This is a genomic window from Rhodoferax sp. GW821-FHT10B06, from assembly GCF_059415605.1.
Genome location: NZ_JBWKNO010000024.1, coordinates 1 through 26,955, shown reverse-complemented (window position 1 = coordinate 26,955; position 26,955 = coordinate 1). Strand labels below are relative to the sequence as shown.

Sequence of the window (26,955 nt, the reverse complement as noted above, 5' to 3'; positions counted from 1 at the left end):
GGTCAGTGTTCAGCCGGGGAAATTTTCCGGTATTTTCGCTTTGCCGCGGGCCTCGGCCGGGCTGATGATATTGCGGCGTACCAAGTCGGTCAGATTTTGGTCCAGTGTCTGCATGCCGACTCCGTTGCCGGTCTGGATGGTGGAGTACATCTGTGCCACCTTGGCTTCTCGGATCAGATTGCGGATGGCACTGGTGCCCAGCATGATTTCATGTGCTGCCACGCGGCCCTGGCCGTCCTTGGTTTTGCACAACGTCTGGGAAATGACCGCCTGCAACGATTCCGACAACATGGCTCGGATCATTTCCTTCTCCTCGGCCGGAAACACGTCAATGATCCGGTCTATGGTCTTGGCCGCGCTAGAGGTATGCAGTGTGCCAAAGACCAGGTGGCCTGTTTCGGCCGCCGTCATTGCCAGGCGGATGGTTTCTAGGTCGCGCATTTCCCCCACCAGGATGGCGTCCGGGTCTTCACGCAGCGCGGACCGAAGGGCGTTGGCAAAGCTCAGGGTGTGCGGGCCTACTTCACGCTGGTTGACCAGGCATTTTTTGGATTCGTGGACGAATTCGATTGGGTCTTCCACGGTAAGCACGTGGCCGTACTCGGTTTCGTTCAGGTGGTTGACCATGGCCGCCAGGGTGGTGGATTTACCAGAACCTGTGGGGCCTGTGACCAGCACCATGCCCCGGGGTTTGAGCGCCAGGTCGGCAAAGATCTTGGGGGCGTTCAATTGCTCCAGGGTCAAAATTTTGGACGGAATGGTCCGCAGCACGGCGCCGGCGCCTCGGGCGTGGTTAAAGGCATTCACGCGAAAGCGCGCCAGGCCTTCAATTTCGAATGAGAAGTCCACCTCCAGAAACTCTTCGTAGTGCTTGCGCTGGCTGTCGCTCATGATGTCATACACCATGGCGTGGACGGTCTTGTGGTCCAGTGGCTCCACATTGATGCGCCGAACATCCCCGTGCACCCGGATCATGGGCGGCAAACCCGCGGACAGGTGCAAGTCGGAGGCCTTGTTTTTTACGCTGAACGCAAGCAGTTGGGTGATGTCCACGGATCCCTCGATGTTTTGGTACGCTGTGGGCTTTGATTATGACGACCATTAGCCACAATCTCCAGCAGGTCCTAGAAAGGATTTCTGTCGCCTGTGCGCAGGCGCAACGCTCGACCGATGCGGTGACTTTGCTGGCCGTATCCAAGACATGGGGTGCGTCCGCAGTGCGTGAGGCCTACGCTGCGGGCCAGACTTGTTTTGGCGAGAATTACATCCAGGAAGCGGTGGACAAGATGGACGCCCTGCGCGACCTGCCGCTGGAGTGGCATTGCATAGGTCCGATACAGAGCAATAAGAGCCGGCTGGTTGCAGAGAACTTCGACTGGGTGCATACCGTGGACCGTTTGAAGATCGCGCAGCGGCTCAGCGACCAACGTCCGGCCCATTTACCGCCTTTGAATATCTGCTTGCAGGTGAATGTCGATGGCGGGCCTACCAAGTCGGGCGTGGAGCCCGGGCAAGTCTTGGCGTTGGCCGCACAGGTTGCCGCTTTACCCCGCCTGTGTCTGCGCGGCATCATGTCGATTCCGGAGCCCTTGCCTGTGTTTGCGCAGCAACTGGTGGTACACCAGCAGACCCGCGTTCTGTTCGACTTCATTGTGGCGGCCGCATTGCCTAGTGCGGACCGCTTTGATACCTTGTCCATGGGCATGAGTGCGGATCTGGAGGCCGCCGTGCTGGCGGGCAGCAGCATGGTGCGTATAGGGACAGCGATTTTTGGTGGACGTAGCTAGGAGCCTGTCGGGCTTGGAACGTCGAAAGCGAAAATCGGCCCCAGCGAGGATAGTTTTTGCCGGATTTGCAGGCCCATAGCTCCGCTATGGGGCAAAAAGACGGTGAAAAATGGACCGCTGCGGTCGGTTTGCAGCCGACGCTTTCCAAGTCCGACAGGCTCCTAGGCCGCTTGAAGGATGCTGGCTCAGCTCAGGCGCAGACGGGTTGAGTTCTTTACTTCTTCCATGACGGCGTAGGTGCGGGTCTCGCGAATTCCGGGCAGCTGCCACAACACGGTGCCTGCGAACTCGCGGTAGGCCAGCATATCTGCCATGCGGGTTTTGAGAAGGTAGTCAAAGCCGCCCGCGACCATATGGCACTCCATGATCTCGGGACGCACTTGCACCGCGGCTTTGAAGGCCTCGAAGACGTTCGGTGTGGTGCGGTCCAGTAGAACCTCGACGAAGACCATCATGGACGCCCCCAACTGCAGGGGGTTGAGCCGCGCCTCGTAGCCCAGGATATAGCCCTCCTTCGTCAGGCGTTGCACGCGCGCCAGTACGGCGGTGGGCGACAAGCTGACTTTTTCGGCCAGCTTGAGATTGGATATGCGCCCGTCTTCCTGCAGAAAGTCCAGGATTTTCAGGTCGATGCGGTCTAGGTCAAGAAGGGTGCTGGTCACGACAAACGGTAGGTTTCAAGGTGGATGCTGGTCTCTGTGGCGCTGATGCCGCGGACCAAGCGGATACGTTCCAGTACCTGCGATAGCTCGGAGAGGTGGGCGGCACGTAGCTCAGCCAGCAGGTCCCAGCGGCCATTGGTGTCGTGCAGTGCTGCCACGCCGGGTTCACCCAGCAGGCTGTCAATGACTGCGCGTGTAGCGTTGCCCGCTACTGCAATACCCATCCAAGCGCGGATTTCGTTGGGTTGCGCGTCGGGCCGCAGCCGTATGGTGTAGCCGACGATAACGCCAGCATCCTCCAATTTGGTTATCCGGTTGGTGACTGTGCCACGCGACACGCCAAGCTTGTGCGCAAGGGTTGCCACCGTGGTGCGAGCGTCCTTGCGTAGCAGGGAGATGAGCTGTTGGTCGGTTGCGTCCATGGTGGCATTTTGCTGCGAATGGACATCAAATAGCCAAAAATCGCCAAGCGCGCCTGACTTTAGGGTTAACGCGGTGCCGATTTGTGGCATGGGACTTGCGTAATGAAGGTGTTATTCACGTAACTGTGGTTAAGCAGCACGCAAATAACAACAACGTATGACAGCGGATTCGACTGTGATTGCACGGCGTGTGCGCGGTCCACTTTGATTGCAAATTTTTACAATTTCATCTATTAGGAATTTCCCATGAAGAAGAGTCTGATTGCCTTGGCCGTTCTGGCTTCGACTGGCGCTGCAATGGCCCAGTCCTCGGTCACGTTGTACGGCATTATTGATGTGAATTTGCAGTCTGCAAAGGCAAACGACTTGCGTAAAACCTTGCTGGAGAGCGGCGGCATTAACGGCAGCCGTTGGGGGCTCAAAGGCGCTGAAGATTTGGGTGGCGGCCTGAAGGCTGTCTTCAATCTGGAAAGCGGCTTTAACGTGGACACCGGTACTGGTAAGGCTGGCTCTATTTTTAACCGTCAGTCGTATGTAGGTCTGGCGGGTTCTTTTGGTGAGTTCGATTTCGGCAATACCGGTACGGCGTACGATGACACCGCTATCAACAGCGATCCGCTGTGGGACGGTCTGTTGGCTCCTGCTTACACCGTGTGGCAGAACGGTGCTGCCTACAACGGCAAGCCAGGCAACATGATCAAGTACAGCTCCCCTAGCTTCGGTGGCGTGACTGTTGCTGCCAGCTATGCATTGGGTGAAAACAAGACGGCTACGACCAGCGCTAAGGGCGTTGCTGCTGTGAATGTGCAGTACACCGGTGGCCCTCTTTATCTGAGCTTGGCCTACCAAGAGGACAGCAAGGCACACAATGCTGCTGGCGCTACTGGTGCAGCTTCGTATAAAGACGTGCTGTTTAACGCTTCCTATGACCTCGGCGTCGTGAAGCTCGAAGGTAGCTACAACCAAAACACGACCGATCTGGATTTGAAGTCCAACCAATTCCAGTTCGGTGTAGACGTTCCTGTTGGCCCAGCTTTGGTTCTGTCGACCGGCTATGCTTATTCGAAGGACAAGGACACGAATGGCGTGAGTGGCACGAAACGTGACGGTCTGGGTCTGGGCGCGAAGTACAGCCTGTCCAAGCGTACCTTTGTGTACACCGGAGCAATGTGGGCACAAAGCAAGCCAGCTGTTGGGGAAAAGGTCAAGACCGACATTTACACCATCGGCCTGAATCACTCTTTCTGAGCCGGACCTAGTGGTATGAAGGTCCTCTTGAACCCGAGAGGGCCTTCTTTAACTTTGCGCATGGAAATTGGCGGTAGCGAGCGTTGCAGATTGACCAATCCATACGCAAGACAAACGTTTTTCTGGGCAACTACACACAAGATTAACAATTGGATTCAAAAAAAATACTTACTCACGTTTGGTGTGTGAAAGGCCGGTGAAGTTGTATCTCAATAACAACAGGTCCTGAAGAAATTGCATGGTTATTGCGGGTTGCAATGCGTTTTGGGGGCAAACTTCGAACACCAATTTTTCAACCCGTTAGGAAAATCCCATGAAAAAGAGTTTGATTGCTTTGGCCGTTCTGGCTTCTACTGGCGCTGCAATGGCCCAGTCTTCGGTTACCTTGTACGGCATTATTGATTTGAGCATGGCTTCGTCCAAGGACGAAATCGGTGCAACTTCTTCCGCTGCTGCTTTGCGCAAAACCACGATGGACAGCGGCACTGTTTCTGGCAGCCGTTATGGCTTTAAGGGTTCTGAAGATCTGGGTGGTGGCTTGAAGGCCAATTTCGGCCTGGAAAACGGTTTTGCTGCTGACACTGGCGCGTCTGGTACTGCTGGCCAGGCTTTCAGCCGCACATCTTGGGTTGGTTTCTCCGGCGGTTTCGGTGAAGTCCGCTTGGGTAAGGACTGGACTGCTCGTGACGAAATCAACGGCGCTGCTCACTCCGTTTTTGACTCGGGCCTGTCTCCTGACACGTTCCTGGCGTCTGGCTATCTCGCCAACCCTGGCAACCAGATCAAGTACTTGTCGCCTAACCTGTCCGGTTTCTCTGGCATGGTGAGCTATGCATTGGGTGAGAACAAGACTGCCACCAAGAGCGCTCAAGGCCTCGCCGCAGTCAACGTGCAGTACGCGGCTGGCCCGATCTATGTTGGTGCTGCTTACCAAGAAGACAAGATCACAAACTTCTCCACAACTGGCCTGACCATGAAGGACGCTCTGATCAACGGTTCCTATGACCTGGGCGTTGCCAAGCTGATGGCTAGCTACCGTGATACGAAGAACACCTTTGCAGGTGACGACAAGGAAAAGACCGCGCAAATCGGTGTTGACGTGCCCGTCGGTGCTGCCCTGGTGTTGTCTGCTGGTTACGCACACACCACCAAGGAAAAGGCCGCTGTTGCTGACAAGACCGGCAACGGTTTCGGTCTGGGCGCTATGTACAGCCTGTCCAAGCGTACCTCGATTTACACCGGTTTGACCTTTGCTAAGCAGAAGCAAGACGGTGTTGAAGATCTGAAGTCTGACCGCTTCGCAGTTGGCGTTCGCCACACTTTCTAATTCCCTGCCGGCTTGAGCCGGTTTGGATTTAGCAATGCAAAAAAGCCACCCGGTTCGCCGGGTGGCTTTTTTTTATCCGAAATTGTCATTTCGACAGAAATTTATATCAAAACGATAGTTTTTTATCTAAAAGATGGCAATGTTGGCGATGTACATTGACAGCCTCTGTTGCGACACTGCGTGCATTCCTAGAAAGACCTGCACCATGCACAACATCGCACTTGTACCCACCCAATTCCTCAGCGCCCAAGATGTGGCCAGCATCGTCCAACGCAAGGGGCTGTCTGCCTGCTTGCGTGGCATGGCCGATACGATCCAGGCTGATTTTTTGCGCTGGCAAGCTTTTGACAAGTGCGCCCGCGTGGCCAGCCATTCCGCCGATGGCGTGATTGAGCTGATGCCGATTGCCGACGACCAAAGCTACGCCTTTAAATACGTCAACGGACACCCCAAGAATAATGCGCTGCACGGCTTGCCTACTGTGATGGCATTTGGCGTGCTGGCCAGCGTAGCCACCGGTGTGCCAGAACTGTTGAGCGAGCTGACCCTGACCACGGCCATCCGCACCGCAGCGACCTCCGTCGTCGCCGCCCGTGCCCTGGCCCGCCCTAACAGCCGCAGCATGGCGCTGATTGGCAATGGTGCGCAAAGCGAATTCCAGGCCCTGGCTTTCCACTACCTGATGGGAATCGAAGAGGTGCGCTTGTTCGATACCGATCCGCTGGCGACAGCCAAGCTGGTGGACAACCTGCGCTCTACCGCCTTGAAGGTCGTGGTCTGCGCCAGCACCTTAGAGGCCGTGCGCGGTGCCGACATCGTGACCACCGTGACTGCCGACAAAACCAATGCCACCATCCTCACCCCCGAGATGCTGGAGCCCGGCATGCACATCAACGGCGTGGGTGGCGACTGCCCTGGCAAGACCGAGCTGCACCCCGACGTGCTGCGTGCCGCCAGCGTGTTTGTGGAATACGAACCGCAAACCCGTATCGAAGGCGATCTGCAACAACTGCCAGCCGATTTTGCCGTGACCGAAATGTGGCAGGTGCTTAGCGGCAAGGCCGTGGGCCGTAGCAGCGATGCGCAGATCACGGTGTTCGATTCGGTGGGTTTTGCTCTGGAGGATTACTCCGCGCTGCGCTTTATGCGCGACACTGCACAGGAGTTGGGTCTGGGCCAGCGCTTGGCCCTGATTCCAGGCCTGGATGACCCGAAAGATTTGTATAGTTTGGTACGTCCCTCGGCCGCACAGGTCGGGGTATCCGTACCAGCACTCTCACCGGAAGCAGTAGCAGCATGACATCTTCGAGCAAGGGCGTGAGCCTGATTGGCGTTCCCACAGACATCGGTGCTGGCGTGCGGGGCGCCCGCATGGGCCCGGAGGCGTTGCGCGTTGCGGGCCTGGCCCAGGCGTTGGAGCAGGCCGGTCTGGACGTGCGCGACTGCGGCAATATCCGCGGCCCCGCCAACCCCTGGCAAGCCCCGGTGGACGGCTATCGCCACCTGCCGGAGGTGGTGCAGTGGAACGAGCTCGTGCACAAGGTTGTGCATTTCGAGCTGCAAGCGGGTCGCCTGCCCATCATGCTCGGTGGCGACCATTGTTTAGGCATAGGCTCCATCAGCGCGGTGGCGCGCCACTGCCGAGAAACCGGCAAGAAGTTGCGCGTGCTGTGGCTGGATGCACATGCGGATTTCAACACGGCAGCCCTCACGCCCAGCGGCAACATCCACGGCATGCCGGTCGCCTGTCTGTGTGGCCATGGCCCAAAGGCACTGATTGAAATCGGTGGCCATGTGCCCGCCATCAGCCCGGCAGAGATTGTGGAGATCGGCATCCGCAGCGTGGACCTGGGCGAAAAACGCTTTGTGCATGACGTGGGCATCGAAGTCTTCGACATGCGCTTCATCGACGAGATGGGCATACGCCACACCATGGAAATGGCGCTGGACGGTCTGGACGAAAACACCCATCTGCACATCAGCCTGGACGTGGACTTTCTCGACCCCGACATCGCCCCCGGTGTAGGCACCACCGTGCGCGGCGGTCCCAACTACCGCGAAGCCCAACTGTGCATGGAGATGATTGCCGATACTGGCCTTCTGGCCTCGCTGGACATTGTCGAGTTGAACCCGGCGCTGGATGTGCGCAACCAGACGGCTGAACTGGCCGTGGATCTGGTGGAAAGCCTGTTCGGCAAGAGCACGTTGATGCGCCAGGTGTCGCCCAGCAACGGCTAGCCGCCATGCAGCACGATTTCTACTCGGCCTTGATGGTCTTGCTGATCGTGCTCGACCCTCTGGGCAATGTGCCCATCGTGCTCAGCCTGCTGCGCAATACGCCGCGCGAACGGCGCTTTGCCATCGTCAGCCGCGAATGCTTTTTCGCGCTGGTGATTCTGCTGGTCTTCATGTGGGGTGGCGACCGGCTGCTGCATGTCATGCACCTTACCGACGCCTCGCTGGAAATTGCCGGCGGCGTGATCCTGTTCTTGATCGCCATGGGCATGGCCTTCCCCAGCATGGGCGTGAGTTTTTCCGGCCCTGAGGATGAGGGCGAGCCGGTGCTGGTGCCTCTGGCCATTCCGATGATTGCCGGCCCGTCCTCGCTGGCCACAGTGTTGCTGCTGGCCTCGCGTCAGCCTGAGCGTGCCTGGACCTGGGCCGCCGCCATTGCGCTCAGCATGGTGGTTGTCTGGCTGGTGTTGCTCTCGGCCAGCGCACTGGCGCGGCGCCTGGGTAAATCCGGCCTGATCGCGCTGGAGCGGCTGATGGGTCTGTTACTGGCGGCGATGGCCGTGGAGATGCTCATCTCGGGTCTGCGCAATGCCTTTCCTGGAATCGCTCAATAGCATGTGCGTAGTTTTTTAAACTAGTTTTCCGTAAAAATTTGGTGAAATTATCTGGTGAGTGCGCGGCAAACTAGCGGATATTGCAATTTGTTGTTCCTCAATTTCACCGGAGTTCACCATGCGTTTGCCCACCCCCTACCGGCCCGAGGCCGAAGTCGTCGCTAACCGTCTTGCCGCCCTGTCGGGTGCGCTGGACTGGGCCATAGCCTCCGCCCCCGCGCGCCCCTGGGTGCAGGCGGTGCGCGACAACCCGCCGCCGTTCTGGGCCATGGAAAGCCTGCTGCGCGAATACCCGATCTCCAGTGCCGAGGGCCTGGCCCTGATGCGCCTGGCCGAAGCCCTGCTGCGCGTGCCCGATGCCGAAACCGCCATCGCCCTGACCGCCGACCAGTTGGGCCGCGCCGACTTTGACGGCATGGATGAAACCGGTGCCGCCCAGGTGCTGGGCCGCTCTACCCTGGCCAAGCTGTCCAGCAGCGCCATCGCCTTGTCGAAGAAATTCCTGCCCGATGCCGAAGCCCCGCAAGGCCTGCTCACCAAGCTCGGCGCCAAAACAGTCGTCGCCGCCACCGTGCGCGCTGTGCAATTGCTGGGGCGCCAGTTCGTGCTCGGCCAAACCATTGGCGACGCCATGGACGAAGCCGATGCCGCGCGAAAAAAGCAGGCCCAGCTGACCTATAGCTACGACATGCTGGGCGAGGGCGCGCGCACCGATGCCGACGCGCTGAACTACTTGCAAAGCTACAAGAATGCTATCGAAGCCATAGCTGCTCGCGCAGACAAGACGGGCGCTACTGAGAAAAATGACGGTATATCCATCAAGCTCAGCGCCTTGCACCCGCGTTACGAATGGACCCAGCGCGAACGCGTGCTGGCCGAGCTGGTGCCCCGCGTCTGGAGCCTGTGCGAGCAGGCCGCCCGTGCCAACATCAACCTGACCATCGACGCCGAAGAAGTCGACCGCCTGGAGCTGTCGCTCGACGTATTTGAAGCCCTGGCCGCCCTGGTAGCCCAGCATCAGCCGCAGTGGCGCGGCTTCGGCCTGGCCATGCAGGCCTACCAGACCCGGGCGCTGGAACTGATCCAGCACATCGCCAGCATTGGCCGCAAATACAAGCTGCGCCTGATGTGCCGCCTGGTCAAGGGGGCTTACTGGGACTCGGAAATCAAGCGCGCCCAAGAGCTGGGCCTGCCGCACTATCCGGTGTTCACCCACAAGCACCACACCGACGTGTCCTACCTGGCCTGCGCCAAGGCGCTGCTGGACGCGCCGGATGCCATCTACCCGCAATTCGCCACCCACAACGCCGCCACCATCGCCGCCATCCTGAGCCTGGCGGCCAAGAGCGGCAATCCGTTCGAGCTGCAGCGCCTGCACGGCATGGGCGAGGGCGTGTACCGCGAGGTGTTGAAGAACCCGCTGATCGGCTGCCGCGTCTACGCCCCGGTGGGCAAGCACCGCGATTTGCTGGCCTACCTGGTGCGCCGCCTGCTGGAGAACGGCGCGAACTCGTCTTTTGTGCACCAGCTGGCCGACGAGTCGGTGGGTATGGAGGAAATCCTGGTGTCGCCCCTGCGCCTGGAGCCGGAGTCGGCCTTCGTGCTGCCGCCTAAGCTGTTCGGCGCCGGCCGCAAGAACAGCGCCGGCCTGGACCTGGAAGTCGCCACCCAGCGCGCCACGCTGCAAACCGCCTTCGACAACCTGACCGTTCCTTCTGTGCCAGAATTTGATGCCAAACAGGCCGCCAGCGCATATGCCACCAGCGCAAGCAGCTACAAAATCTGGAGCAAAGCCCCGGTCGCCGAGCGCGCCGCGCTGCTGCGCCAAAGCGCCGACGCACTGGAACACCAGATGCCGCGCTTCTGCGCCATTCTGGTCAAAGAAGCCTTCAAGACCTGGGGCGACGCCGTGTCCGAAGTGCGCGAAGCCGTGGACTTCCTGCGCTTCTACGCCGACGAGGCCGAGCGCATCATGGCGCCCGTCGCCTTGCCCGGCCCGACCGGCGAAACCAACGAGCTGCGCCTGAGCGCGCGCGGCGTCTGGGTCTGCATCAGCCCCTGGAATTTCCCATTGGCGATCTTCATGGGCCAGGTCGCGGCAGCCTTGGCCACCGGCAACACCGTGCTGGCCAAGCCGGCCGAGCAAACCCCGTTCGTCGCGCTGGAAGCCGTGCGCCTGCTGCACTCGGTCGGCGTGCCCGAAGCTGCGGTGCAGCTGCTGCACGGCCCGGGCGAAACCGTGGGTGCGGCTCTGGTGGCGCTGCCCGGCATCGCCGGCGTGGTGTTCACCGGCTCGACCCCGGTGGCCCGCATCATCAACCGTGCGCTGGCCGCCAAGGACGGCCCCATCGTGCCACTGATCGCCGAGACCGGCGGCATCAACGCCATGCTGGTCGACAGCACCGCGCTGTCCGAGCAGGTGGTGGACGCCGTGGTGCAAAGCGCCTTCCGCAGCGCCGGCCAGCGCTGCTCGGCGCTGCGCCTGCTGTGCGTGCACGAAGCCATTGCCGACCACGTGATCGAAATGGTCCAGGGCGCTGCCAAGGAACTGGTGCTGGGTAACACGGCGGAGTGGGCGACTGACGTGGGCCCGGTGATCGACAAGGAAGCCTTCGACGGCATCCAGAAGCACATCCAGCGCCTGCACTCCACGGCAAAACCCTTGCTAGCGCAATCAGCATCTGCGCCAGCAGCTAGCAACTTGATAGCACCACAGGCTTTTGAGCTAAACCAGGTGAGCGACGTGGCGCAGGAAATCTTCGGCCCGGTGCTGCACATCGTGCGCTGGTCGGGCGATCCGCAGGCGGTGATCGAGCAGATCAACGCACTCGGCTACGGCCTGACCCTGGGCATCCAGACCCGCATCGACAGCCGCGCCCACGCGTTGGCTGCCGCCGCCCACATCGGCAATGTCTACATCAACCGCAACATCATCGGCGCGGTGGTCGGCGTCCAGCCCTTCGGCGGCGAAGGCCTGAGCGGCACCGGCCCGAAAGCCGGTGGCCCGCACTACCTGTACCGCTTCTGCGCCGAGCAGACGTTGACGGTCAATACCACGGCCGCCGGCGGCAACGCGGCGCTGCTGGCTTCGCTGCCCTGAGTGTTTGCTATGGAATAAAGAGCTTCTGGCGCAGGTGCTATCTGCTCTGGCAGCTTAAATTCCTTGAATTTAATGCAATTTCAAAAACACAGACAGCAGGCCTAGGCTCTTCTCTGCGATTTGACGGCGTACGCCCGCGAATTCGACAACACGGAATGCGCCAGGGCCGCTTTGGTAAAGGGCTTAGAAACCGTTGGAATGTCTAGAAGCCGGTAGCAAGAAATGCGGAGCCATCACCGACCATCATCAAGGAGCCATCAGCATTAAAAGCCATGCCATATATAGCCCGATAGAATTCCGTAGCAGCTTCATTTGCAAAAAGCTGCGTCGTAAATGACTTAATTACGACTTCTTTTATTAGCGTGCCTGCGGCGCTTATTTGACGTAAGTTGGAATAGTTAGATTCGACCGATAGCGGACTGGTTGATGCCCATAAATTACCCAGTGCATCAACGGTCAATCGAGCGCCAGCGTCACTAACGGTACTTGTGGCCAAAACTACATTGTTAGCAAATGGAGTAATTGTTCCATTCTGCATTATCTTAAAAATTTTGGATACATATGGTGCCGAAAAAGATAGAGAAGTCCTAGCTGCACTTGCGACGTAAACGAATCCGGATGGATCCGCTGCAATATCCAATATTTGAAAGCAAGACGGTGGATTTGCAGTGAAGGTGCAGTCTGGAGAAGATGCAATAGTGCTCACCACGCCTGCGGAAGTAACTAGTCTTAGGGATTTACCATAGTTGTCTGCGATCCATAAATTGTCTGAGGCATCGATAGATAAATATGTGGGGTTTGTAAAAGACGCGTTAAGGCGCGCACCATTGTTGGTGCCAGCAGTATCCAATATGCCAGCGTACGTGGTTACGTTTCCGGTGGTGTCAATTTTGCGAATTAGTTGTCTGTCGGTGTCTGCGATATATACATTTTTTTGACTGTCAACGGCAATTCCTGTCAAATTGCCAAAACGTGCGGCGGAGCCGGTGCCATCAAAATATCCTGAAACGGCACAGTTTCCTGCTAGCTCAGTAGCAAAACTGCCTAATTTCAATAATTGAACGCATGAGCCATTTGTTGCAACGCTAAACCCATCTCGATACTTGGCGATACGAGCACTGCCTCCAAATAATATGGTATTCGGATTGGTGCCAATGGTTTCATTTGCAGAGCCAGCAAGCAGCGTAATAATTCCAGCGGTGGATATCTTTCGAACCGTATTTGATTTTCCGGCGACTATTAAGTCGCCTGCTGGATTTGTGGAGATTGCCTGTAGGCCTCGAAACGTGGCACTGCTACGGTTCCCATTTGTTTCTCCATCGGAGGAGCCCGCGTATACAGTAGGGGCTCCTTGGCTGTCGTAGGTAAATATCTTGTTGTCGGATGCTACAAATACTTGGTGTGCGGAATTAATGGTTATTCCCGCATAGGCGTTGCAGTCTGTGTTGGGTGCTAATGGTGAATATATAAGGTCGCCGGATTTAAACGTCGACACCGTGCCATTTGGGGTTATTTTTCGAACTCCCACGCAGGCCTCGTAGATATATAGATTGTCGTCACTGTCAATCGTTATGGCATCTGGTCCCAAAAGTCTTGCAACGGACGCATCACCATTTGTCACCATGGCTTCGTCTGTTTTACCTAGGAAGGTGGAAACTTGGCCATTTGCAATTTTGCGGATCGTATTGCGATCAAGTACAAAAACAACACCTTGGCTATTGGCCACCAGGCCGGAAGGAAAGACATTAAAAGTGGCGCTGCCTGCAGGGCCATCCACAATGGATTGCGCACCCGCGGTGCCTGCCAGCGTGCTGACTTGCCCGGAAGGCGTTATTTGTCGGATTCTGTCGTAGTCGGCTACATATAGATTGCCATTGGAACCCAGGGTAATGTGGCTGGGGTATTGAAATCGAGCATCTGATCCGGTGCCATCATCTGTGCCGCGTAACTTGGCAGTTCCTGCGAAGTTTGACGTTGTGCCGTCCGGCAGCACTTTGCGAATCATTTGGTTATTGCTGTCGGCAATGTAGATAGTGCCATTTGGCGCAATGGCTATTCCAGATGGGTTATTGAATCGGGCTTGGGTTGCGGTGCCGACGTTACGACCAGCGCCACCTTCTACTCCTGCAACAAAGCGCATATTGAGCCCCGATACGGTCCAGGGCATGGTGCTGGATGTCTGGTGTCCGTCTGCGTCTGTTACGGTTAGCCGTACTTGGTACGTTCCGCCGCTTGCGAACTGGTGGGAGACGCCTTTGCTTTGGGCTGTACTGCCATCGCCAAAATCCCAGTTGTATGACAGAGGTGCATTTCCGCCTTGCACGCTGGAGTCGAATCCGATCAAGGCGTTAGCCACTTGGTTTTGGGGCTCAAGTGATACATCAGTTTTGATCGCAGCAGAAAATGCAAATGTCTGCGGAGGTGAGTTGGATCCGCCTGCGGGGCTTGTTCCCCCATCTACCCCAGGAGTCGTGCTTGGCCCTGAGTTGGCGTTTGTTCCGCCCCCACTGCCGCCACCACACCCGATGACACTTAATACAACAACAATGTACGCGCAGGCTAATCTTAGTTTGGAGAACGGAAATGACTTCATAAGTTAAGTAAGGTTGTATACAGTTTCCTTATGAATTTTATAGTTACATTTATTAATCATTGTTTGCATATCTGTTACTTATGCTTTCTACATCACTCAAATTGACGATGTCGCTCGCCTCGGAGTGAAGATATCGGATGTGCGGAAGTGCACCGTTTCCATTCATGTAGGGCAATCGCATCAAACCGGAGTCCCTCTTAACAGAGGAAATTTGCAGTTTAATTTGCAGTTTAAATCGCTCCCTCGCTGCCCTCATGAGCCTGCTGCAACACATGCTAAATATCGAAGACCTTCGCCCCCCGCTTAACGCGCCGTCATGAACATACTGTTCCTGGCACGGTGTGCCAAGCTCGTGGGCGCAGACAACTGGGTGGAAGTGACGGAGTTTGGGGAACTGCACCTCCACGGGGTTGCACACATCGTGCCTTCGCCCGAAGGCGAGGCCTCACACGGTACTTTTGCCAGAGTGTGTCGACCGCTTGATGCCTCCCGGTTGGAGCAGGTCTGCCAACGGTGGCAGCAACAGGTTCCGGGGACCGGTTGCCATCGACGGCAAGAGCGTACACGTCAGTCGCAATGGCGATACGCCCAAAGCACTTTGAAGCGCCAGATCCTGGTGGGCAGGGTGACAACAGCTACAGCAAAAGCCTCAAAGGCCATGCAAGCCAAAAGAGCAGCGCAGCCGTGCAAGGTCTAGAGGCCGCATAACCAGACTGCGCTCAGGCGGATGACGCTGCAGATGCTTAAGCGCGACACCTCGGTGAAGATCGGCGTGCAGGCAGAACGTAAGCATGCGGGATGGGATTTGAACTGTTTGGCACTTGTCTTGGGCATCGGTCATTGGATGCGATTGCCCTCAGGACACTCTGATTCCGCTATGGAATAAATAGCATCTAGCGCAGGAAGTATATGCGCCAGCGGGCCAATCTCCCTGAAGCTAACGCAGTCCGAAAGACGCCGGTAGCGTGACGGCGACGATGCCGTAGCGCGGTGCGTCGGTGTTGGCGGCGCTGGGCGTGGTCTTGTCGTCCAGCCCCTGGGTGCCAGTGATCTCGCGCAGCGCCTCAAGGATGAAGCGGACCAGGTATTTGTCGCCGTCAATTTTCAGCTCGGGGTAGCTGGCGTAGGCCAGCCTGTCGGCCAGCTTGGCCAGCACGGTTTCCTTGTGCTGGGTGAGTGCGCTGGCAAACTTTTCGGCATCCGCCGGGCCTATGTCCACCGAGAGTGCCGGGATGGTCAGGATATGCCGGCTGGCTTCCACGTTCTCGGGCAGTGGCTCGGTGTTTGCAAGGACTACCCGTAAGTCCGAGCCCAGCAGGGCGATTTGCAGGGAGCTGGCGGCTTTGCTGTCGCTGGCCTTGCTGTTGTCGACCAGGGGCTGGCTGGCTGCATCTGGCTTTTGCGCCAGCGGTTGGCTGGCTGCCGGCTGGGCGGCGCCGGCATCCGGCCTGGCGGGTGGCTTCTTGCCGGACAGCGCCCACATCGCAACACCACACGCGACGATCACCGTGGCCAGCAGCCACAGGTACCAGTTCGACTTTGACGCGGGCGCGGCGACGCGGCGGGTGTAGCTGGGCGCATAGGCGGCCGGCAGCGGCGGTCTGGGTGCCTGCTGCCGGGCCAACTGTGCGTCGTATGCGGCCCGCTGGGCACTGTCCGACAGCACGCCATAGGCCTGGGCGATTAGCGCGGTGCGCTGCGCCATGCGGCTGTCGGCTCCGTGCTTGTCCGGGTGGTGGCGCTGCATCAGGCTTTTGTAGGCGGCACGCAGCACTTCCGCGCTGGCGCGGGGGCTGACTTCCAGGATGTCGTAGTAGTTCGCGGGTTGCTCGGCCATAGGGCGTGTATGCGGGTGAATGGGCTAGTGTGTCACCGGGCCGAGCTTGGTGAAGATGGTGGTGCTGTTGTCGCTCTCCTGCAGGCGGATTTCCTGCGGGCTGGCGGCCAGCACGATAGTCGCGTCATGGCCAAACTGCTTGCCCAGCTTGTAGCTCCACAACAGGCGCTGGTCCTTGTATTCCCACACGCCGTATTGCAGTACCGCGCCGTCGTCCTGCCGGATTTCCCATTCGCCGTTGCCATACAGATACAAGGGCGTGGTCAGGCGGGAGGAATGCCATTTGCCGACGAAGACCTTGGCGTCGATCTGGGCGTGCCGGCTGCAGCCGGGCAGGGCCAGCAGCGTGGCCGCGCAGGCTGCCAGCAGCAGCGCGCGCCGGGGTTTAGCGTCGCAGCACACTATTCCACTCGGCCTTTTGCCGCTCTATGCGGTTGCGCTCAATCTGGTCCTTGATGCGCTGGTCTTCCTTCTTTTGCCAGGCCGCGCGCTCGTCTTCGCGGCGCGCCTGCTCCTTGGCTTGCAGCTCGGCCATGCGCAGCTCGGCCGAGACCTGGGCGCCACGCAGGCGCGATTCTTCTTCAAAGCGTTTGGCGTCCTGCTCTGCCCGGCTTTTGTCGCGTTCGGCTTGGCGCTTGTCGGTTTCCTTGCGGCGGTCCTCGGCCTGCAGCAATTCCAGCTCGGCCCGGTTCGCGGGGCGTACGCCGTGGGTCTGGTAGTACTCCTGCAGCAGCACTTTGTCATTGGCCTGGGCATTGGCTGCGGCGGCCGCAGCGGCGGCTTCGGCCATTTCGGCCCGGCGGCTGTTGACCACCATGGTGAAGACCTGGGCGATGGCCAGCAGCGCCACCAGGGTGCCCACCACCATCGCCAGTTTGCGCGGCGTGGAGCTGGACCGGTGGGTCGTTGATGCTGCCAGGTGGGCCGAGAAGCTGCTGCTTTCCCGGAAGGCCGGGTAGGACGCGGTGGTCCCGGAGCGCATGGCCATGGCATCGGCCCGCATGGTCATCGCATCGGCCCGTAGCGCCATGGCTTCGGCGCGCAAGGCCATGGCTTCGGCATCGGCGGGCAGCGGCGCCAGAGCCAGCGGGGCCGCGGCCGGCAGGGCGGGCTCGGGTAGGGGGGGCGCTATTCTGGCGTCGTAAGCCGCGCGCTCGCTGGGGGAGGACAGGGTTTTGAAGGCGACGTTCAGCACCTTGAGCTTGAAGTCAAAGTCATCTGGACTGATGCGGTCCTTGTGCGCTTGCAGCTGGGCGCTGGTGCGCTCGTAGGCCGCCTGGATATCGGCATCCGAGGCCGTGGCGGGTATTTTCAGGAACTCGTAAAGGGTCTTCTTGCGAGGGGTCACATTGAACTCTGCACAGCGGGGCGGGGTGGCATGCCTGTGGCTACGGGCACGTGTTACGAAATATTTCGCTGGCTATGGTACCGTCTTTGTCTCTGGTGTGAACAAGTTTGAAGTTGTATGAAGTGATGCGGGCCTGCTGCCGACGTTTACCGCCACACTGCCGCTTTATCCGTTCTGCCTGGCCTGGGTACCCCGTATGCAAGATCGTTCCCCTTTTTCGATTGCTGAGCTGCTTGGCAGCGCCTTGTTGCTGGCCTGCGGGCTGGTGGCAATCGTCTATACGCTCAAGCTGGCGCACGACCTGGATGGATGGGGTGCTTTACAGAGCGCGGGCTTGGCCGTGGTGCTGTTGGTGGCGGCTCTCGACCCTGTCTACTATTTTGTGGATGGCTGGGCACGGCTGGTTTCGCGCCGCTTCCGGCCTTCGCGCCAAAACCGTTGGACGCTGGCGGCCTCTATGCTGGGTGTGGGCCTGTCTGTTGTGGGGTGGCTGGCGGAAAGGTATCTCGCCTATTTCGGCAATTAGCCACGCCTCAAGGCAGCCTACTCGACAAGCCTCAAGTTGTTGCCCCAGTTCCGTCCGGCTGGGGGCGGTACATCCCGGCCTGAGCCCTGCGCGTGGGGGCGTTGGCTATAGCGAGTTTTCAACACTGGCAATCGGCGCAAAGGTGTCGTCCATGGCGTCCAGGCTGCAGTCCAGCAGGGACGGAGCCACTTCGCGCTCCAGCACGGTGAACATGCTTTCCACGAAGTCCATCAGCCCGTCCGAGGCGGCAATCGCCGCATCCACATGGCCGTTGGCCACCGCGTCGATGACGGCGATATGGCCGTCCACCGTGCTCTGCAGGTTGGTGTGTTGGGGCGTCTGCATGTGGTAGATCCAGCCTATGCGCCGGAAGATGGTGTGCAGCGGGCGCAGCGTGCTTTCCACAAACGGCTCGTTGGCGGCGGCCAGGAACAGCTGGTCGATGCGCCGGTCCACCTGGTTGAACTGCGCAATCGTCATGTCGGCGCCATGCTCCATCAGCTGGCGGCGCAGGTGCAGCATCTGGTTGCGCTGCGAGGCGCCGGAGCGCTCGGTCGCCAGGCGGATCACAAAGCGCTCCATGTCGCGGCGCAGCTGCAGTAGCACGCGCTCGCGGGTCAGGTCGACCGGGGCGATCTGGATGCCGTGGCGCGGCGAGACGATGACCAGGGTGTCGGCCGCCAGCCGGCTGACGGCCTGGTGCACCGGCGTGCGGCCCAGGCCCACCAGGGTCTGCAGCTCATGGGTGGCCAGAAAGCGCCCGGGTTTGAGCTCGCAGCTGACCAGCAGGCTTTCGATCTGCTCATAGGCCTGGTCGGACAGGTTGACCTGGCTGCGGCGGCGCGGTGCGTCCGACGACGGCGCAGAAACTGCCGTCAACGCAGAGCGGGAGCCAGGGGACGAAGCCATAGTGTTCTTTCTGAGATTCAATGGCATGCGAGGCATGCATGTATTCAACTATCAAGCATACCCTGATATGTAAGTGGCGGCGCAGAGGGAGGTGACCTCTGCCCAGTAGGAGTTGCGCTATTTTTCTCGTTATTGGATTCCATTTTGCTTCTGGTAAACACTAAGAACTTTTGTGAAATATCACGTTATTCTTTGTTCTGGGTTGATTGCTGGACACACCCTGCAGGCTACCCATTCAAATAGCTTCGCAGGCCCATGAGCCTGCATTGATGGAGACAAGCATGAAGAAACTGTCCAAGTTGTCGGTCTGTATGGCGGCGCTGGTGGGTGCCGTGGTGGTTGGCGGCCTGCCAATGGCGGCCCATGCGCAGACCAAGGAGGCGCTGACTTTTGCGGCTGTCACGTTCAGCGAGGCGGGCCGGGGCGAGCGCCTCAAGGCCTGGGTCGAGAAGTTCAACAAGAGCCAGGCTGTCGCCGAAATCACGCCTATCGCCATTCCCTTCGGCAGCTTTGCCAAGACGGTCTTCACGCAGATGGGCGGCGGCGCGGGGCCCGACCTGGTGCGCATGGACGCGATCGACTACTACGCAGCCGTGAACAGCAAGAGCATCCTGCCGCTGGACGATCTGCTCAAGGGCGGCAACTACAAGTTCACGGAGCCCGACAAATACATGATCGTGGGCGGCAAGCGCTTTGGCGTGCCGTTTGAGCTCAGCAACTACGTGCTGCTGTACAACCCGGCCTTGCTCAAGGGCGGCAAGCCACCGGCCAACTTCGACGAATTTCTGGCCAGCGCCAAGGCCGCTACCGGCAACGGTGTCTATGGCTACGCCTACCGCGCCACCATGGCCGAGGGCAACGGCTTCTGGCAGGACCTGTGCAACTTCGTCTACGGCTTCGGTGGCCGCTGGAGTGACGCGCAAGGCAATCTGACCCTGAACGATGCCAAAGTGGTCGAGGGCGTTACCGCCTACAAGCAGATCTATGACGCGAGCGTGATTCCCAAGGGCGCAGACGCCGCTACCTACCGCCGTATGTTCTGGGAGCGCAAGGTGGCGATGGAGGTCGACAACGGCGGTGTGGCGGGTATCTTTAGCCTGCAGGCACCGGAACTGGCGTTCGCGGCCGCGCCGTCGCCGTTCCCGACGCGGGCCCAGGGCATGGTGCTGACCGCGCTGACCATCAATGCCAACACCAAGCACAAGGCCGCCGCCGAAGCCTTCATCAAGTGGACATTGCAGCCCGAGAACCAGAAGGACTTGCAGGAATTGCTGGGCGCCAGCAACGTGGCCACGGTGGTCGAGCGCAGCCCGGAGATGATGGCCAAGCGGCCCTGGCTGAAGGTTTATGACGACCAGGCCGTGAACAGCGTGCCGCAGCTGGTCCAGGGCCTGGAGGTCAAGACGCCGGAGATCCAGCAGATCGTGCTGGAGCAGGTACTCAAGGTCTTGCAGGGCGGCGTGGACCCCAAGAAGGCCATGGACGACGCACAGCGTATTGCTTTGTCGCGCGTGCTGCGCAAGTAAGCCAGCCCACTGCAGACCTTCCCCATGCATGCTGCTGCATCTTCCGTAGGCGTCACGTCGCCGAAGGCCAAGCGCGACTGGACGCCTTATTGGTTCGCCGCGCCGGTGGCCCTGTATCTGCTGCTGTTCCAGGGCTATCCCCTGGTGCAGGAGTTCTACCTGAGCTTTACCTCGACCGCCTTGCTGTCGCCCGGCCAGCACACCTATGTCGGGCTGCAGAACTACGTCGATCTGGTGACGCAGGAGGAGTTCCGGCAGGTCTTTCTGATCACCGCCGTCTACACCGTAGTCTGCGTGGTGGCGGCGATCGGCCTGGGGCTGGGAGCCGCGCTGCTGCTCAACGCGCCGTTCCGCGGGCGCGGCCTAGCGCGGGCGCTGGTGACGATCCCGTGGGCCGCGCCGCCGGTGGCCGTGGCGCTGATCTTCATCTGGATCTACAACGGCCAGTACGGCATCTTCAACCATTTGCGGGGTGCGCTCGGCGGTGCCGTCAGCCTGGAGAGCTGGCTCGATAGCCCGGCGCTGGCCTTGCCCGCGGTGCTGTTGACGACCATCTGGCAGATCTTTCCGTTTGCCTCGGTCGTCATCCTCGCCGCCTTGCAGGGCGTGTCCTCGGAACTGCGCGAGGCCGCGGTGATCGACGGCGCGGACCGGCTGAGCGTATTCCGCGCCGTGGTCTGGCCGACCATCCAGCCTTCGGTGGCGCTGCTCGCGCTGTTCCTGACGATCTGGTCGCTGCGCCGCTTCGACCTGATCTGGCTCATGACGCAGGGCGGCCCGATCGGCTCGACCAACACCATGGTGATTGAGCTGTACCGCCGGGCTTTTGTGTACCGCGATCTGGGGCAGGGCGCCGCCGTCGGCATGGTGGGCCTGTCGATTGCGCTGCTCATCACCATCGTCTATTTCCGCTATACCCAGCGCGTCGAGCGCGCCAAGGGGCAGCGATGAGCCGTACCTTGTCCTGGAGCCACGCGCTGCGCATGATCCTGGTGCTGGCGTTGCTGGGCGTGGCCGCGTTCCCAATTTACTGGATGCTGGTCACCTCGCTGACCTCGTCGTCGGACCTGTTCGCCCCCAAGCCGCACCTGCTGCCCGACTGGTCGCAAGCGGCGGTCTACGGCCACGCCTTCAGCGCCACCGCCGTCGCGACCTGGCTGAAGAACAGCGCCATCGTCGCCTTCGGCACGGCCGCGCTGAGCATCGTGCTGGCCATCTTTCCGGCCTATGTGTTGTCGCGCTACCGCATGCGGGCGGTTGCCATCCTGGGTGTGGCGTTGTTCGTCACGCAGATGCTGCCCGAAGCCATGCTGGTCGTGCCCTTGTACGCGATCTTCGGTCAGTTGGGCTTGCTGAATAGCCTGACCGGCCTGATCCTGGCCAACACGGCGTTCACGGTGCCGGTGATCACCTTGATTCTCAAGGGGGCGGTCGATGGCGTGCCCATCGATATCGAGGAGGCCGCCGGCATCGACGGCTGCTCGCGCCTGGGCATCGTGCTGACCATGGTGCTCCCGCTGGTGGCGCCCAGCCTGGCGGCCGCGGCCGTGATTGCCTTCTTCCATGGCTGGAACGAATACGTGTTCGCCCAGACCCTGATCAGCGACCAGGGGCTGCAGACCGCTTCGGTCGGCCTGGCCGGCTTCGTGGGCGAACTCAGCACGCCCATGCATACCGTGATGGCCATCGGGCTGATGTACACCCTGCCCGCCGTCATCTTTTATCTCTTCGTGCAGCGCTACGTCGTCTCTGGCATGACCGCCGGCAGCGTCAAAGGCTAACCCTTTCCGGACACCCACCATGGCATCCATCTCCCTCCAGGGCGTCACCAAGATCTTCGGCGGCAAGAAGGCCGCGAACCAGATCACGTTCGACGTCGCCGACCGCGAATTCCTCGTGCTGCTCGGGCCCTCGGGCTGCGGCAAATCCACGCTGCTGCGTATGCTGGCCGGCCTGGAGCAGGTCACCAGCGGCGAGGTCCACGTCGGTGCGCGCCGGGTCGACACCTTGCCGCCCAGCGCCCGCGACATGGCCTTTGTGTTCCAGTCGTATGCGCTGTATCCGCACATGACGGTGCGGCGCAACATCAGCTTCCCGCTGATCATGCGCGAGCACCGCTGGTGGTTCCATTTGCCACTCATCGGCGGCCTGGCTAAGCGGCGCATCGAGCAGTCGCCGGCGGTGCGTGACCTGGTCGACCGCACGGCCAAAACGCTGGCGCTGACCGAGATGCTCGACCGCTACCCGCGCACGCTGTCGGGCGGCCAGCGCCAGCGCGTGGCGCTGGGCCGGGCCATGGTGCGCCAGCCCGATGTGTTCCTGATGGACGAGCCGCTGTCCAACCTCGACGCCAAGCTGCGTACCTCGATGCGCGCCGAGATCATCAAGCTGCACCGTGAAGTGGGCGGCACCTTCGTCTATGTGACGCACGACCAGATCGAGGCGATGACCATGGGCACCCGCATCGCGCTGATGCGCGACGGCGAGGTACAGCAGTTCGGCACGCCGCGCGAGATCTACACCGATCCGGCGAACACCTTTGTGGCCCGGTTCATCGGCACGCCTCCCATGAACCTGATCGAGGCGCGCATTGAGCCGCGCGGTCTGGTGATTGGCAAGGCGGTATTGCCCTTGCCCGAACATCTGGCCGCGCTGGGGCAACAGGCGCCGTGCGATGTGTTGCTCGGTATCCGTCCGCAGGCGCTGGGCCTGGCCCACGGCGTGCTGGCCGGCCAGGTGGTACTGGTCGAACACGTGGGTGCCGAGTCCATCGTCAGCATCAAGCTCGACCACGCGAATACCGCCCACAGCGACGACGGCGAGAGCGGCGACGACGTGATGGTCGTGGTCCAGGGCTATAGCGATCTGCGCAGCGGCCAGCCCGTGCAGCTGTCGCTCGATCTCGGCGAGGCCGTGCTGTTCGAGCGCGGCGGGCAGCGCATCCGCGTGCCGGCCTTGTCGCGCGCGGCCTGAGCGCTGCCATAAACCCCAACCAGGACAGCCCATGAAAACTCTCAAGATTGCTTTCCACGGCGAGAACGCCGCCAACTTTCGCCAGGGCTTCGAGACCCTGATCGACCCACGGCACCAAATCATCGATTTGAGCGACACGCTGGACAGCCCCGGCGAGCGCGAACACTACGAAAGTGCCGACGTCATCGTCGGCATCAAGCTGAACCGCGAGATGCCGACACCCAAGAAGGCGGGCCTGTTCCATGCGCCTTCTGCAGGCACGGATGCGATCGACACGGCGCTGCTGCCGCCCGGCACCGTGCTGTGCAACTGCTTCGGCCACGAGCACGCCATTGCCGAATACGTGATGGCGGCTTTGCTGCAGCGCCATGTGCCGCTGGCGCAGGCCGACGCCGATCTGCGCCAGCAGCGCTGGACCTACTGGGCCGGCCGGCCCACGGCACTGCGCAGCGAGCTGGGCGCCCAGACGCTGGGCCTGCTGGGCTTCGGCCATATCTCCCAGGCCATCCTGGCACGGGCCAAGGCCTTTGGCATGCGGGTCACGGTGGCTAACCGCAGCCCCATCCAGGATGAACGGGTAGACCAGGCCTTCACCCTGGACCAGCTGCCGGCCTTCATGGCATCGGCCGACGCCATCGTGGTTTCGCTGCCCTTGACGGCCCAGACCACGGGCATCGTCGGTGCCGAGGCCTTCGCCGCCATGCGGCCCGATGCGCTGATCCTGAACGTTGGGCGCGGCCCGGTAATCGACGAGCAGGCGCTGTACGACGCGCTGGCCCAGCGCCGCATCGGCGGCGCCATCATCGACACCTGGTACCGCTATCCGACGCCCGACCAGGCCGAGTGCACGCCATCGCGCCTGGATTTCGCGTCGCTGCCGAATCTGCTCATGACTCCGCACATGTCGGGCTGGACCTCTGGCACCGTGCGCCGGCGCCAGCAAACCATGGCCGACAACATCCAGCGTTGGCTGGACGGCCAGCCATTGAACAACGTGCTCTGGCCTAAATCATGAACACGTATTCCTCTCCCACCCTGCCTGCGGCCGCGCAAGAGGTCGTAGCCGCCTTGGTCGCCGCGCGCCGTTCCGGCCAAACAGCCCCAGCCTCAACCTTGCGGGCCGCGCTGAGCACCGATGACGAGGCCTATGCCGTCCAGGAGGCTGTGGCCCAGGCGCTGGGCTGGTTTGCCGAGGGTGGGCCACGCTACTGGAAGTCGGGCGGGGCGTCCCGGGATTCCGTGCTCAGCCATGCGGCCCTGCCCTCTGCGGGCGTGCGGGTGGCTGGCGATACGCTGGCGGATGTGCCCTTCCACACGCCGGCCGTGGAAGCCGAGATCGTGCTGCGCCTGGCGGAAGATGTGACGCCTGAGCGCGCGCAGCGCCTGGGCCACACCGATGGTCCGGCCCTGGTGGACGCCATGGCCGTCGCCATCGAGATCGCCGATTCACGCTGGGATGAAGGGCTGCAGGCGCCGCCCGCCTTGCGGCTGGCCGACCAGGGCTCGCACGGCGCGTTGGTCCTGGGTGCATGGCTGCCCTGGCACGCGCACGACTGGGTGGGCCAGCGCTGCGAAGTCCGCTTTGGCGGCACGCCGGTGATCGCCAACACGGGCGCCTATTCCCTGGGCGATCCGCTGTGGCTGCTGCCGATCTGGCTGCGCCACGCCACGCGCGGCGGACGCACGGTGGCGGCGCACAGCGTGGTCACCACCGGCTCCTGGGTGGGCGCGATTCCGATGCCAAGGGATGCCGATGTCGTGGTCCGCTTTCCCGGCCTGGGCGAGGTCGGCCTGCGCGGCGGAACCGTCCACGCCGCACACCGTATCGATTTCATCTGACTCACCTGATAGAGGAACCCCCATGTCCCCACTGTTTGACTTGACCGGGCGCACGGCGCTCATCACCGGGTCCGCGCGCGGCCTGGGCTACGGATTCGCGCAGGGCCTGGCCGAGGCGGGCGCCAAAGTCGTCATCAATGCGCGCAACGCCGAGCAGGTTGCGCAGGCCGTGGACCAGCTGCGCGCCCTGGGCCACGATGCACAGGGCCTGCCGTTTGACGTGACCGACGAAGCCGCCGTGGGCGCCGCGTTCGCGTCGCTGGACCAGCAAGGCATAGAGATCGACATCCTGATCAACAACGCGGGCATCCAGCACCGCATGCCCCTGGTCGATCTGGAGCTGAAGGACTGGCAGCGCGTGATCGACACCAACCTCACCAGCGCTTTCATCGTCGGCAAGCAGGCCGCCAAGCGCATGATCGCGCGCGGCCGTGGCGGCAAGGTCATCAACATCGGCTCGTTGACCAGCGAGGCCGCGCGCGCCACGGTGGGCCCGTACACGGCGGCCAAGGGCGGCATCAAGATGCTGACCCGCGCCATGGCCGCCGAATGGACAGCGCACGGCATCCAGGCCAACGCTATCGGCCCCGGCTATATGGCGACCGAAATGAATACCGCGCTGCTGCAGAACCCGGCCTTCGACGCCTGGGTCAAGGGCCGCACGCCGGCGCGCCGCTGGGGTCGTGCTGATGAGCTGGCCGGCACCGCGGTGTACCTGGCCTCCGCCGCCTCTGATTACGTCAGCGGGCAAATCATCTACGTTGACGGCGGCATGCTCGCCGTGCTGTGAGGGCATGGCTGTTCTGCCGTTCTCCAGGTCCTTATGAATCAGGCAGTTGACCGGCTCCAGCACCCGGTCTGCGTCACCCACCTGCAGAAGTGAATCTGCGTACCAAGGAATAGCTCTATGGAAGCACTTGTCATCCACGCCGCCGGCGACCTGCGCGTCGAAACATTTCCCACGGCGGAGCTCGGCCCCGGCCAGCTGCGCGTGCGCGTGCGCTGTGGCGGCATTTGCGGCTCGGACCTGCACTACTACAACCACGGCGGCTTCGGCACCATCCGCCTGCAGGAGCCGATGGTGCTGGGCCATGAGATCGCCGGCGTCATCGATGCCGTGGGTAGCGATGTAGTCGGCTTTGCGGCGGGCGAGCGCATCGCCGTCTGCCCCAGCAACCCCTGCGGCCAGTGCCGCTACTGCCAGCAGGGTTTGCAGAACCACTGCCTGGACATGCGCTACTACGGCAGCGCCATGCGCAACCCGCATGTGCAGGGCGCGTTCCGCCAGGAGATCGTGGTCGAGCCGCACCAGGCGCACCGGCTGGCGGCCAGTGTCAGCGATGGCGAGGGCTCGATGGCCGAGCCGCTGGCGGTGGCGCTGCATGCGGTGCGCCGCGCCGGTTCGCTGCTGGGCAAGTCGGTGCTGGTGACGGGCTGCGGGCCGATTGGCGCGCTGGTGATTCTGGCGGCCCGGCGTGCCGGTGCCGCGCACATCGTGGCCACCGATGTCAGCGACCACACCCTGGGCAAGGCGCTCAAGGTCGGCGCCGACGAGGCCATCAATGTTGCCGAGGAACCGGACGGTCTGAAGCGCTTCATGGCCGACAAGGGCAGCTTCGACGTGCTGTTCGAAGCCAGCGGCAACGAACGCGCGCTGCGCGGTGCGCTGGACACCCTGCGGCCGCGCGGCATCCTGGTGCAGCTGGGCCTGGGCGGCGAGATGACGTTGCCTATCAACACCCTGGTGGCCAAGGAGATCGACCTGCGCGGTGCCTTCCGTTTCCACGAGGAATTCGCCATGGCGGTGGAGCTGCTGAACAAGGGCCTGGTGGACGTCAAGCCGCTGATCTCGGCCACGCTGTCCTACCGCGATTCGGCCCGGGCCTTCGCGCTGGCGGGCGACCGCTCGCAGGCCATGAAGGTCCTGCTGAATTTCGACTAAGAGCGGCTAACAAAACGGGGAAAGTCTACGAAGGCAGATGACACAACAAGCCAGGGAAAGCAAGGCC

General features: G+C 61.2%; 25 protein-coding genes. 17 read left to right on the top strand and 8 right to left on the bottom strand.

Features of this window, described 5'->3' with window-relative positions; genetic code table 11:
- Positions 1 to 9: 9 nt before the first annotated feature.
- Positions 10 to 1,053: a type IV pilus twitching motility protein PilT gene (locus AC07O2_RS24435; protein ID WP_495097682.1), complete on the bottom strand. Its 1,044-nt coding sequence runs from the start codon at positions 1,051 to 1,053 to the stop codon at positions 10 to 12.
- A 38-nt stretch (positions 1,054 to 1,091) separates the two neighbouring features.
- Between AC07O2_RS24435 and AC07O2_RS24430 the strand changes: the two genes are divergently transcribed.
- Positions 1,092 to 1,787, top strand: coding sequence for a YggS family pyridoxal phosphate-dependent enzyme (locus tag AC07O2_RS24430; protein ID WP_495234752.1), 696 nt, complete (start codon positions 1,092 to 1,094; stop codon positions 1,785 to 1,787).
- A gap of 185 nt (positions 1,788 to 1,972) precedes the next feature.
- On the opposite strand, the gene AC07O2_RS24425 is transcribed toward AC07O2_RS24430, so the two are convergent.
- Positions 1,973 to 2,449, bottom strand: coding sequence for an Lrp/AsnC ligand binding domain-containing protein (locus AC07O2_RS24425; RefSeq protein WP_495097680.1), 477 nt, complete (start codon positions 2,447 to 2,449; stop codon positions 1,973 to 1,975).
- Entirely contained in the window at positions 2,446 to 2,871 is a 426-nt protein-coding gene (locus tag AC07O2_RS24420; RefSeq protein WP_495234751.1) for an Lrp/AsnC family transcriptional regulator, read from the bottom strand. The genes AC07O2_RS24425 and AC07O2_RS24420 overlap by 4 nt, the downstream gene beginning before the upstream one ends.
- 246 nt (positions 2,872 to 3,117) lie before the next feature.
- Between AC07O2_RS24420 and AC07O2_RS24415 the strand changes: the two genes are divergently transcribed.
- The 6 genes from AC07O2_RS24415 (at position 3,118) to AC07O2_RS24390 (ending at position 11,395) form a co-directional block, all read left to right on the top strand.
- Positions 3,118 to 4,119 (top strand): porin, encoded by a 1,002-nt coding sequence (locus AC07O2_RS24415; RefSeq protein WP_495097678.1) that lies wholly within the window; start codon positions 3,118 to 3,120, stop codon positions 4,117 to 4,119.
- 313 nt (positions 4,120 to 4,432) lie between these two features.
- The gene (locus AC07O2_RS24410; RefSeq protein ID WP_495234750.1) at positions 4,433 to 5,446 is read left to right on the top strand and encodes a porin; all 1,014 of its coding nucleotides are present in this window, start codon (positions 4,433 to 4,435) and stop codon (positions 5,444 to 5,446) included.
- Between the two features lie 205 nt (positions 5,447 to 5,651).
- Positions 5,652 to 6,746: an ornithine cyclodeaminase gene (gene ocd, locus AC07O2_RS24405; RefSeq protein WP_495234749.1), complete on the top strand. Its 1,095-nt coding sequence runs from the start codon at positions 5,652 to 5,654 to the stop codon at positions 6,744 to 6,746.
- Positions 6,743 to 7,684, top strand: coding sequence for an arginase (gene rocF, locus AC07O2_RS24400; RefSeq protein WP_495234748.1), 942 nt, complete (start codon positions 6,743 to 6,745; stop codon positions 7,682 to 7,684). The genes ocd and rocF overlap by 4 nt, the downstream gene beginning before the upstream one ends.
- Before the next feature lie 5 nt (positions 7,685 to 7,689).
- Positions 7,690 to 8,295, top strand: coding sequence for a MarC family protein (locus AC07O2_RS24395; RefSeq protein WP_495097674.1), 606 nt, complete (start codon positions 7,690 to 7,692; stop codon positions 8,293 to 8,295).
- Between the two features lie 118 nt (positions 8,296 to 8,413).
- Complete coding sequence (locus tag AC07O2_RS24390; protein ID WP_495234747.1) at positions 8,414 to 11,395, top strand: L-glutamate gamma-semialdehyde dehydrogenase; 2,982 nt, start codon at positions 8,414 to 8,416, stop codon at positions 11,393 to 11,395.
- A gap of 202 nt (positions 11,396 to 11,597) precedes the next feature.
- Here AC07O2_RS24390 and AC07O2_RS24385 read toward each other — a convergent pair whose 3' ends face one another.
- Positions 11,598 to 13,739, bottom strand: a complete 2,142-nt coding sequence (locus tag AC07O2_RS24385; protein WP_495234746.1) for a PKD domain-containing protein — start codon at positions 13,737 to 13,739, stop codon at positions 11,598 to 11,600.
- Positions 13,740 to 14,304: 565 nt separating this feature from the next.
- Here AC07O2_RS24385 and AC07O2_RS24380 point away from each other — a divergent pair.
- The gene (locus tag AC07O2_RS24380; protein WP_495234745.1) at positions 14,305 to 14,685 is read left to right on the top strand and encodes a transposase family protein; all 381 of its coding nucleotides are present in this window, start codon (positions 14,305 to 14,307) and stop codon (positions 14,683 to 14,685) included.
- A 240-nt stretch (positions 14,686 to 14,925) separates the two neighbouring features.
- Here the strand turns inward: AC07O2_RS24380 and AC07O2_RS24375 are convergent, their stop codons facing one another.
- Genes AC07O2_RS24375 through AC07O2_RS24365 form a run of 3 tightly spaced genes read right to left on the bottom strand, consistent with a single transcriptional unit; the run spans position 14,926 to position 17,173 of the window.
- A complete protein-coding gene (locus AC07O2_RS24375; protein ID WP_495234744.1) occupies positions 14,926 to 15,825 on the bottom strand; it encodes a J domain-containing protein in 900 nt (299 codons plus the stop codon).
- 24 nt (positions 15,826 to 15,849) lie between these two features.
- Complete coding sequence (locus AC07O2_RS24370) at positions 15,850 to 16,227, bottom strand: hypothetical protein (protein ID WP_495234743.1); 378 nt, start codon at positions 16,225 to 16,227, stop codon at positions 15,850 to 15,852.
- On the bottom strand, positions 16,211 to 17,173 hold the full coding sequence (locus AC07O2_RS24365) for a DnaJ domain-containing protein (RefSeq protein ID WP_495234742.1): 963 nt from the start codon (positions 17,171 to 17,173) through the stop codon (positions 16,211 to 16,213). Before AC07O2_RS24365 ends, AC07O2_RS24370 begins: the two co-directional genes overlap by 17 nt.
- 196 nt (positions 17,174 to 17,369) lie before the next feature.
- Here AC07O2_RS24365 and AC07O2_RS24360 point away from each other — a divergent pair, with 196 nt between their 5' ends.
- On the top strand, positions 17,370 to 17,699 hold the full coding sequence (locus AC07O2_RS24360) for a hypothetical protein (protein WP_495234741.1): 330 nt from the start codon (positions 17,370 to 17,372) through the stop codon (positions 17,697 to 17,699).
- 105 nt (positions 17,700 to 17,804) lie between these two features.
- Here AC07O2_RS24360 and AC07O2_RS24355 read toward each other — a convergent pair whose 3' ends face one another.
- Entirely contained in the window at positions 17,805 to 18,608 is an 804-nt protein-coding gene (locus AC07O2_RS24355) for a GntR family transcriptional regulator (RefSeq protein ID WP_495234740.1), read from the bottom strand.
- Between the two features lie 281 nt (positions 18,609 to 18,889).
- Here AC07O2_RS24355 and AC07O2_RS24350 point away from each other — a divergent pair, with 281 nt between their 5' ends.
- From AC07O2_RS24350 to AC07O2_RS24315, 8 genes are all read left to right on the top strand, one after another.
- Positions 18,890 to 20,134, top strand: a complete 1,245-nt coding sequence (locus AC07O2_RS24350; protein WP_495234739.1) for an ABC transporter substrate-binding protein — start codon at positions 18,890 to 18,892, stop codon at positions 20,132 to 20,134.
- 24 nt (positions 20,135 to 20,158) lie between these two features.
- The gene (locus AC07O2_RS24345) at positions 20,159 to 21,085 is read left to right on the top strand and encodes a carbohydrate ABC transporter permease (RefSeq protein WP_310376607.1); all 927 of its coding nucleotides are present in this window, start codon (positions 20,159 to 20,161) and stop codon (positions 21,083 to 21,085) included.
- The gene (locus tag AC07O2_RS24340; protein WP_310376605.1) at positions 21,082 to 21,915 is read left to right on the top strand and encodes a carbohydrate ABC transporter permease; all 834 of its coding nucleotides are present in this window, start codon (positions 21,082 to 21,084) and stop codon (positions 21,913 to 21,915) included. Before AC07O2_RS24345 ends, AC07O2_RS24340 begins: the two co-directional genes overlap by 4 nt.
- A 19-nt stretch (positions 21,916 to 21,934) precedes the next feature.
- Positions 21,935 to 23,107, top strand: a complete 1,173-nt coding sequence (locus AC07O2_RS24335) for an ABC transporter ATP-binding protein (protein WP_495234738.1) — start codon at positions 21,935 to 21,937, stop codon at positions 23,105 to 23,107.
- A gap of 31 nt (positions 23,108 to 23,138) precedes the next feature.
- Complete coding sequence (locus tag AC07O2_RS24330; protein WP_495234737.1) at positions 23,139 to 24,122, top strand: 2-hydroxyacid dehydrogenase; 984 nt, start codon at positions 23,139 to 23,141, stop codon at positions 24,120 to 24,122.
- Positions 24,119 to 24,946 carry a 2-keto-4-pentenoate hydratase gene (locus AC07O2_RS24325; RefSeq protein ID WP_495234736.1) on the top strand — a complete coding sequence of 276 codons (828 nt, stop codon included), beginning with the start codon at positions 24,119 to 24,121 and terminating at the stop codon, positions 24,944 to 24,946. Before AC07O2_RS24330 ends, AC07O2_RS24325 begins: the two co-directional genes overlap by 4 nt.
- A gap of 22 nt (positions 24,947 to 24,968) precedes the next feature.
- Positions 24,969 to 25,736 carry an SDR family oxidoreductase gene (locus AC07O2_RS24320; protein ID WP_495234735.1) on the top strand — a complete coding sequence of 256 codons (768 nt, stop codon included), beginning with the start codon at positions 24,969 to 24,971 and terminating at the stop codon, positions 25,734 to 25,736.
- Between the two features lie 117 nt (positions 25,737 to 25,853).
- Positions 25,854 to 26,888 (top strand): L-idonate 5-dehydrogenase, encoded by a 1,035-nt coding sequence (locus AC07O2_RS24315; protein WP_495234734.1) that lies wholly within the window; start codon positions 25,854 to 25,856, stop codon positions 26,886 to 26,888.
- Positions 26,889 to 26,955 lie beyond the last annotated feature (67 nt).

Excerpts from the sequence above, each read along its gene's own strand:
- AC07O2_RS24375 (WP_495234744.1), bottom strand. The coding sequence starts at position 15,825 with ATGGCCGAGCAACCCGCGAACTACTACGACATCCTGGAAGTCAGCCCC.
- AC07O2_RS24380 (WP_495234745.1), top strand. The coding sequence starts at position 14,305 with ATGAACATACTGTTCCTGGCACGGTGTGCCAAGCTCGTGGGCGCAGAC.
- AC07O2_RS24345 (WP_310376607.1), top strand. The coding sequence starts at position 20,159 with ATGCATGCTGCTGCATCTTCCGTAGGCGTCACGTCGCCGAAGGCCAAG.
- AC07O2_RS24355 (WP_495234740.1), bottom strand. The coding sequence starts at position 18,608 with ATGGCTTCGTCCCCTGGCTCCCGCTCTGCGTTGACGGCAGTTTCTGCG.
- ocd (WP_495234749.1), top strand. The coding sequence starts at position 5,652 with ATGCACAACATCGCACTTGTACCCACCCAATTCCTCAGCGCCCAAGAT.
- AC07O2_RS24340 (WP_310376605.1), top strand. The coding sequence starts at position 21,082 with ATGAGCCGTACCTTGTCCTGGAGCCACGCGCTGCGCATGATCCTGGTG.
- AC07O2_RS24330 (WP_495234737.1), top strand. The coding sequence starts at position 23,139 with ATGAAAACTCTCAAGATTGCTTTCCACGGCGAGAACGCCGCCAACTTT.
- AC07O2_RS24395 (WP_495097674.1), top strand. The coding sequence starts at position 7,690 with ATGCAGCACGATTTCTACTCGGCCTTGATGGTCTTGCTGATCGTGCTC.
- AC07O2_RS24315 (WP_495234734.1), top strand. The coding sequence starts at position 25,854 with ATGGAAGCACTTGTCATCCACGCCGCCGGCGACCTGCGCGTCGAAACA.
- AC07O2_RS24390 (WP_495234747.1), top strand. The coding sequence starts at position 8,414 with ATGCGTTTGCCCACCCCCTACCGGCCCGAGGCCGAAGTCGTCGCTAAC.
- AC07O2_RS24430 (WP_495234752.1), top strand. The coding sequence starts at position 1,092 with ATGACGACCATTAGCCACAATCTCCAGCAGGTCCTAGAAAGGATTTCT.
- AC07O2_RS24320 (WP_495234735.1), top strand. The coding sequence starts at position 24,969 with ATGTCCCCACTGTTTGACTTGACCGGGCGCACGGCGCTCATCACCGGG.
- AC07O2_RS24360 (WP_495234741.1), top strand. The coding sequence starts at position 17,370 with ATGCAAGATCGTTCCCCTTTTTCGATTGCTGAGCTGCTTGGCAGCGCC.
- AC07O2_RS24350 (WP_495234739.1), top strand. The coding sequence starts at position 18,890 with ATGAAGAAACTGTCCAAGTTGTCGGTCTGTATGGCGGCGCTGGTGGGT.
- AC07O2_RS24410 (WP_495234750.1), top strand. The coding sequence starts at position 4,433 with ATGAAAAAGAGTTTGATTGCTTTGGCCGTTCTGGCTTCTACTGGCGCT.
- AC07O2_RS24325 (WP_495234736.1), top strand. The coding sequence starts at position 24,119 with ATGAACACGTATTCCTCTCCCACCCTGCCTGCGGCCGCGCAAGAGGTC.
- rocF (WP_495234748.1), top strand. The coding sequence starts at position 6,743 with ATGACATCTTCGAGCAAGGGCGTGAGCCTGATTGGCGTTCCCACAGAC.
- AC07O2_RS24335 (WP_495234738.1), top strand. The coding sequence starts at position 21,935 with ATGGCATCCATCTCCCTCCAGGGCGTCACCAAGATCTTCGGCGGCAAG.
- AC07O2_RS24415 (WP_495097678.1), top strand. The coding sequence starts at position 3,118 with ATGAAGAAGAGTCTGATTGCCTTGGCCGTTCTGGCTTCGACTGGCGCT.
- AC07O2_RS24420 (WP_495234751.1), bottom strand. The coding sequence starts at position 2,871 with ATGGACGCAACCGACCAACAGCTCATCTCCCTGCTACGCAAGGACGCT.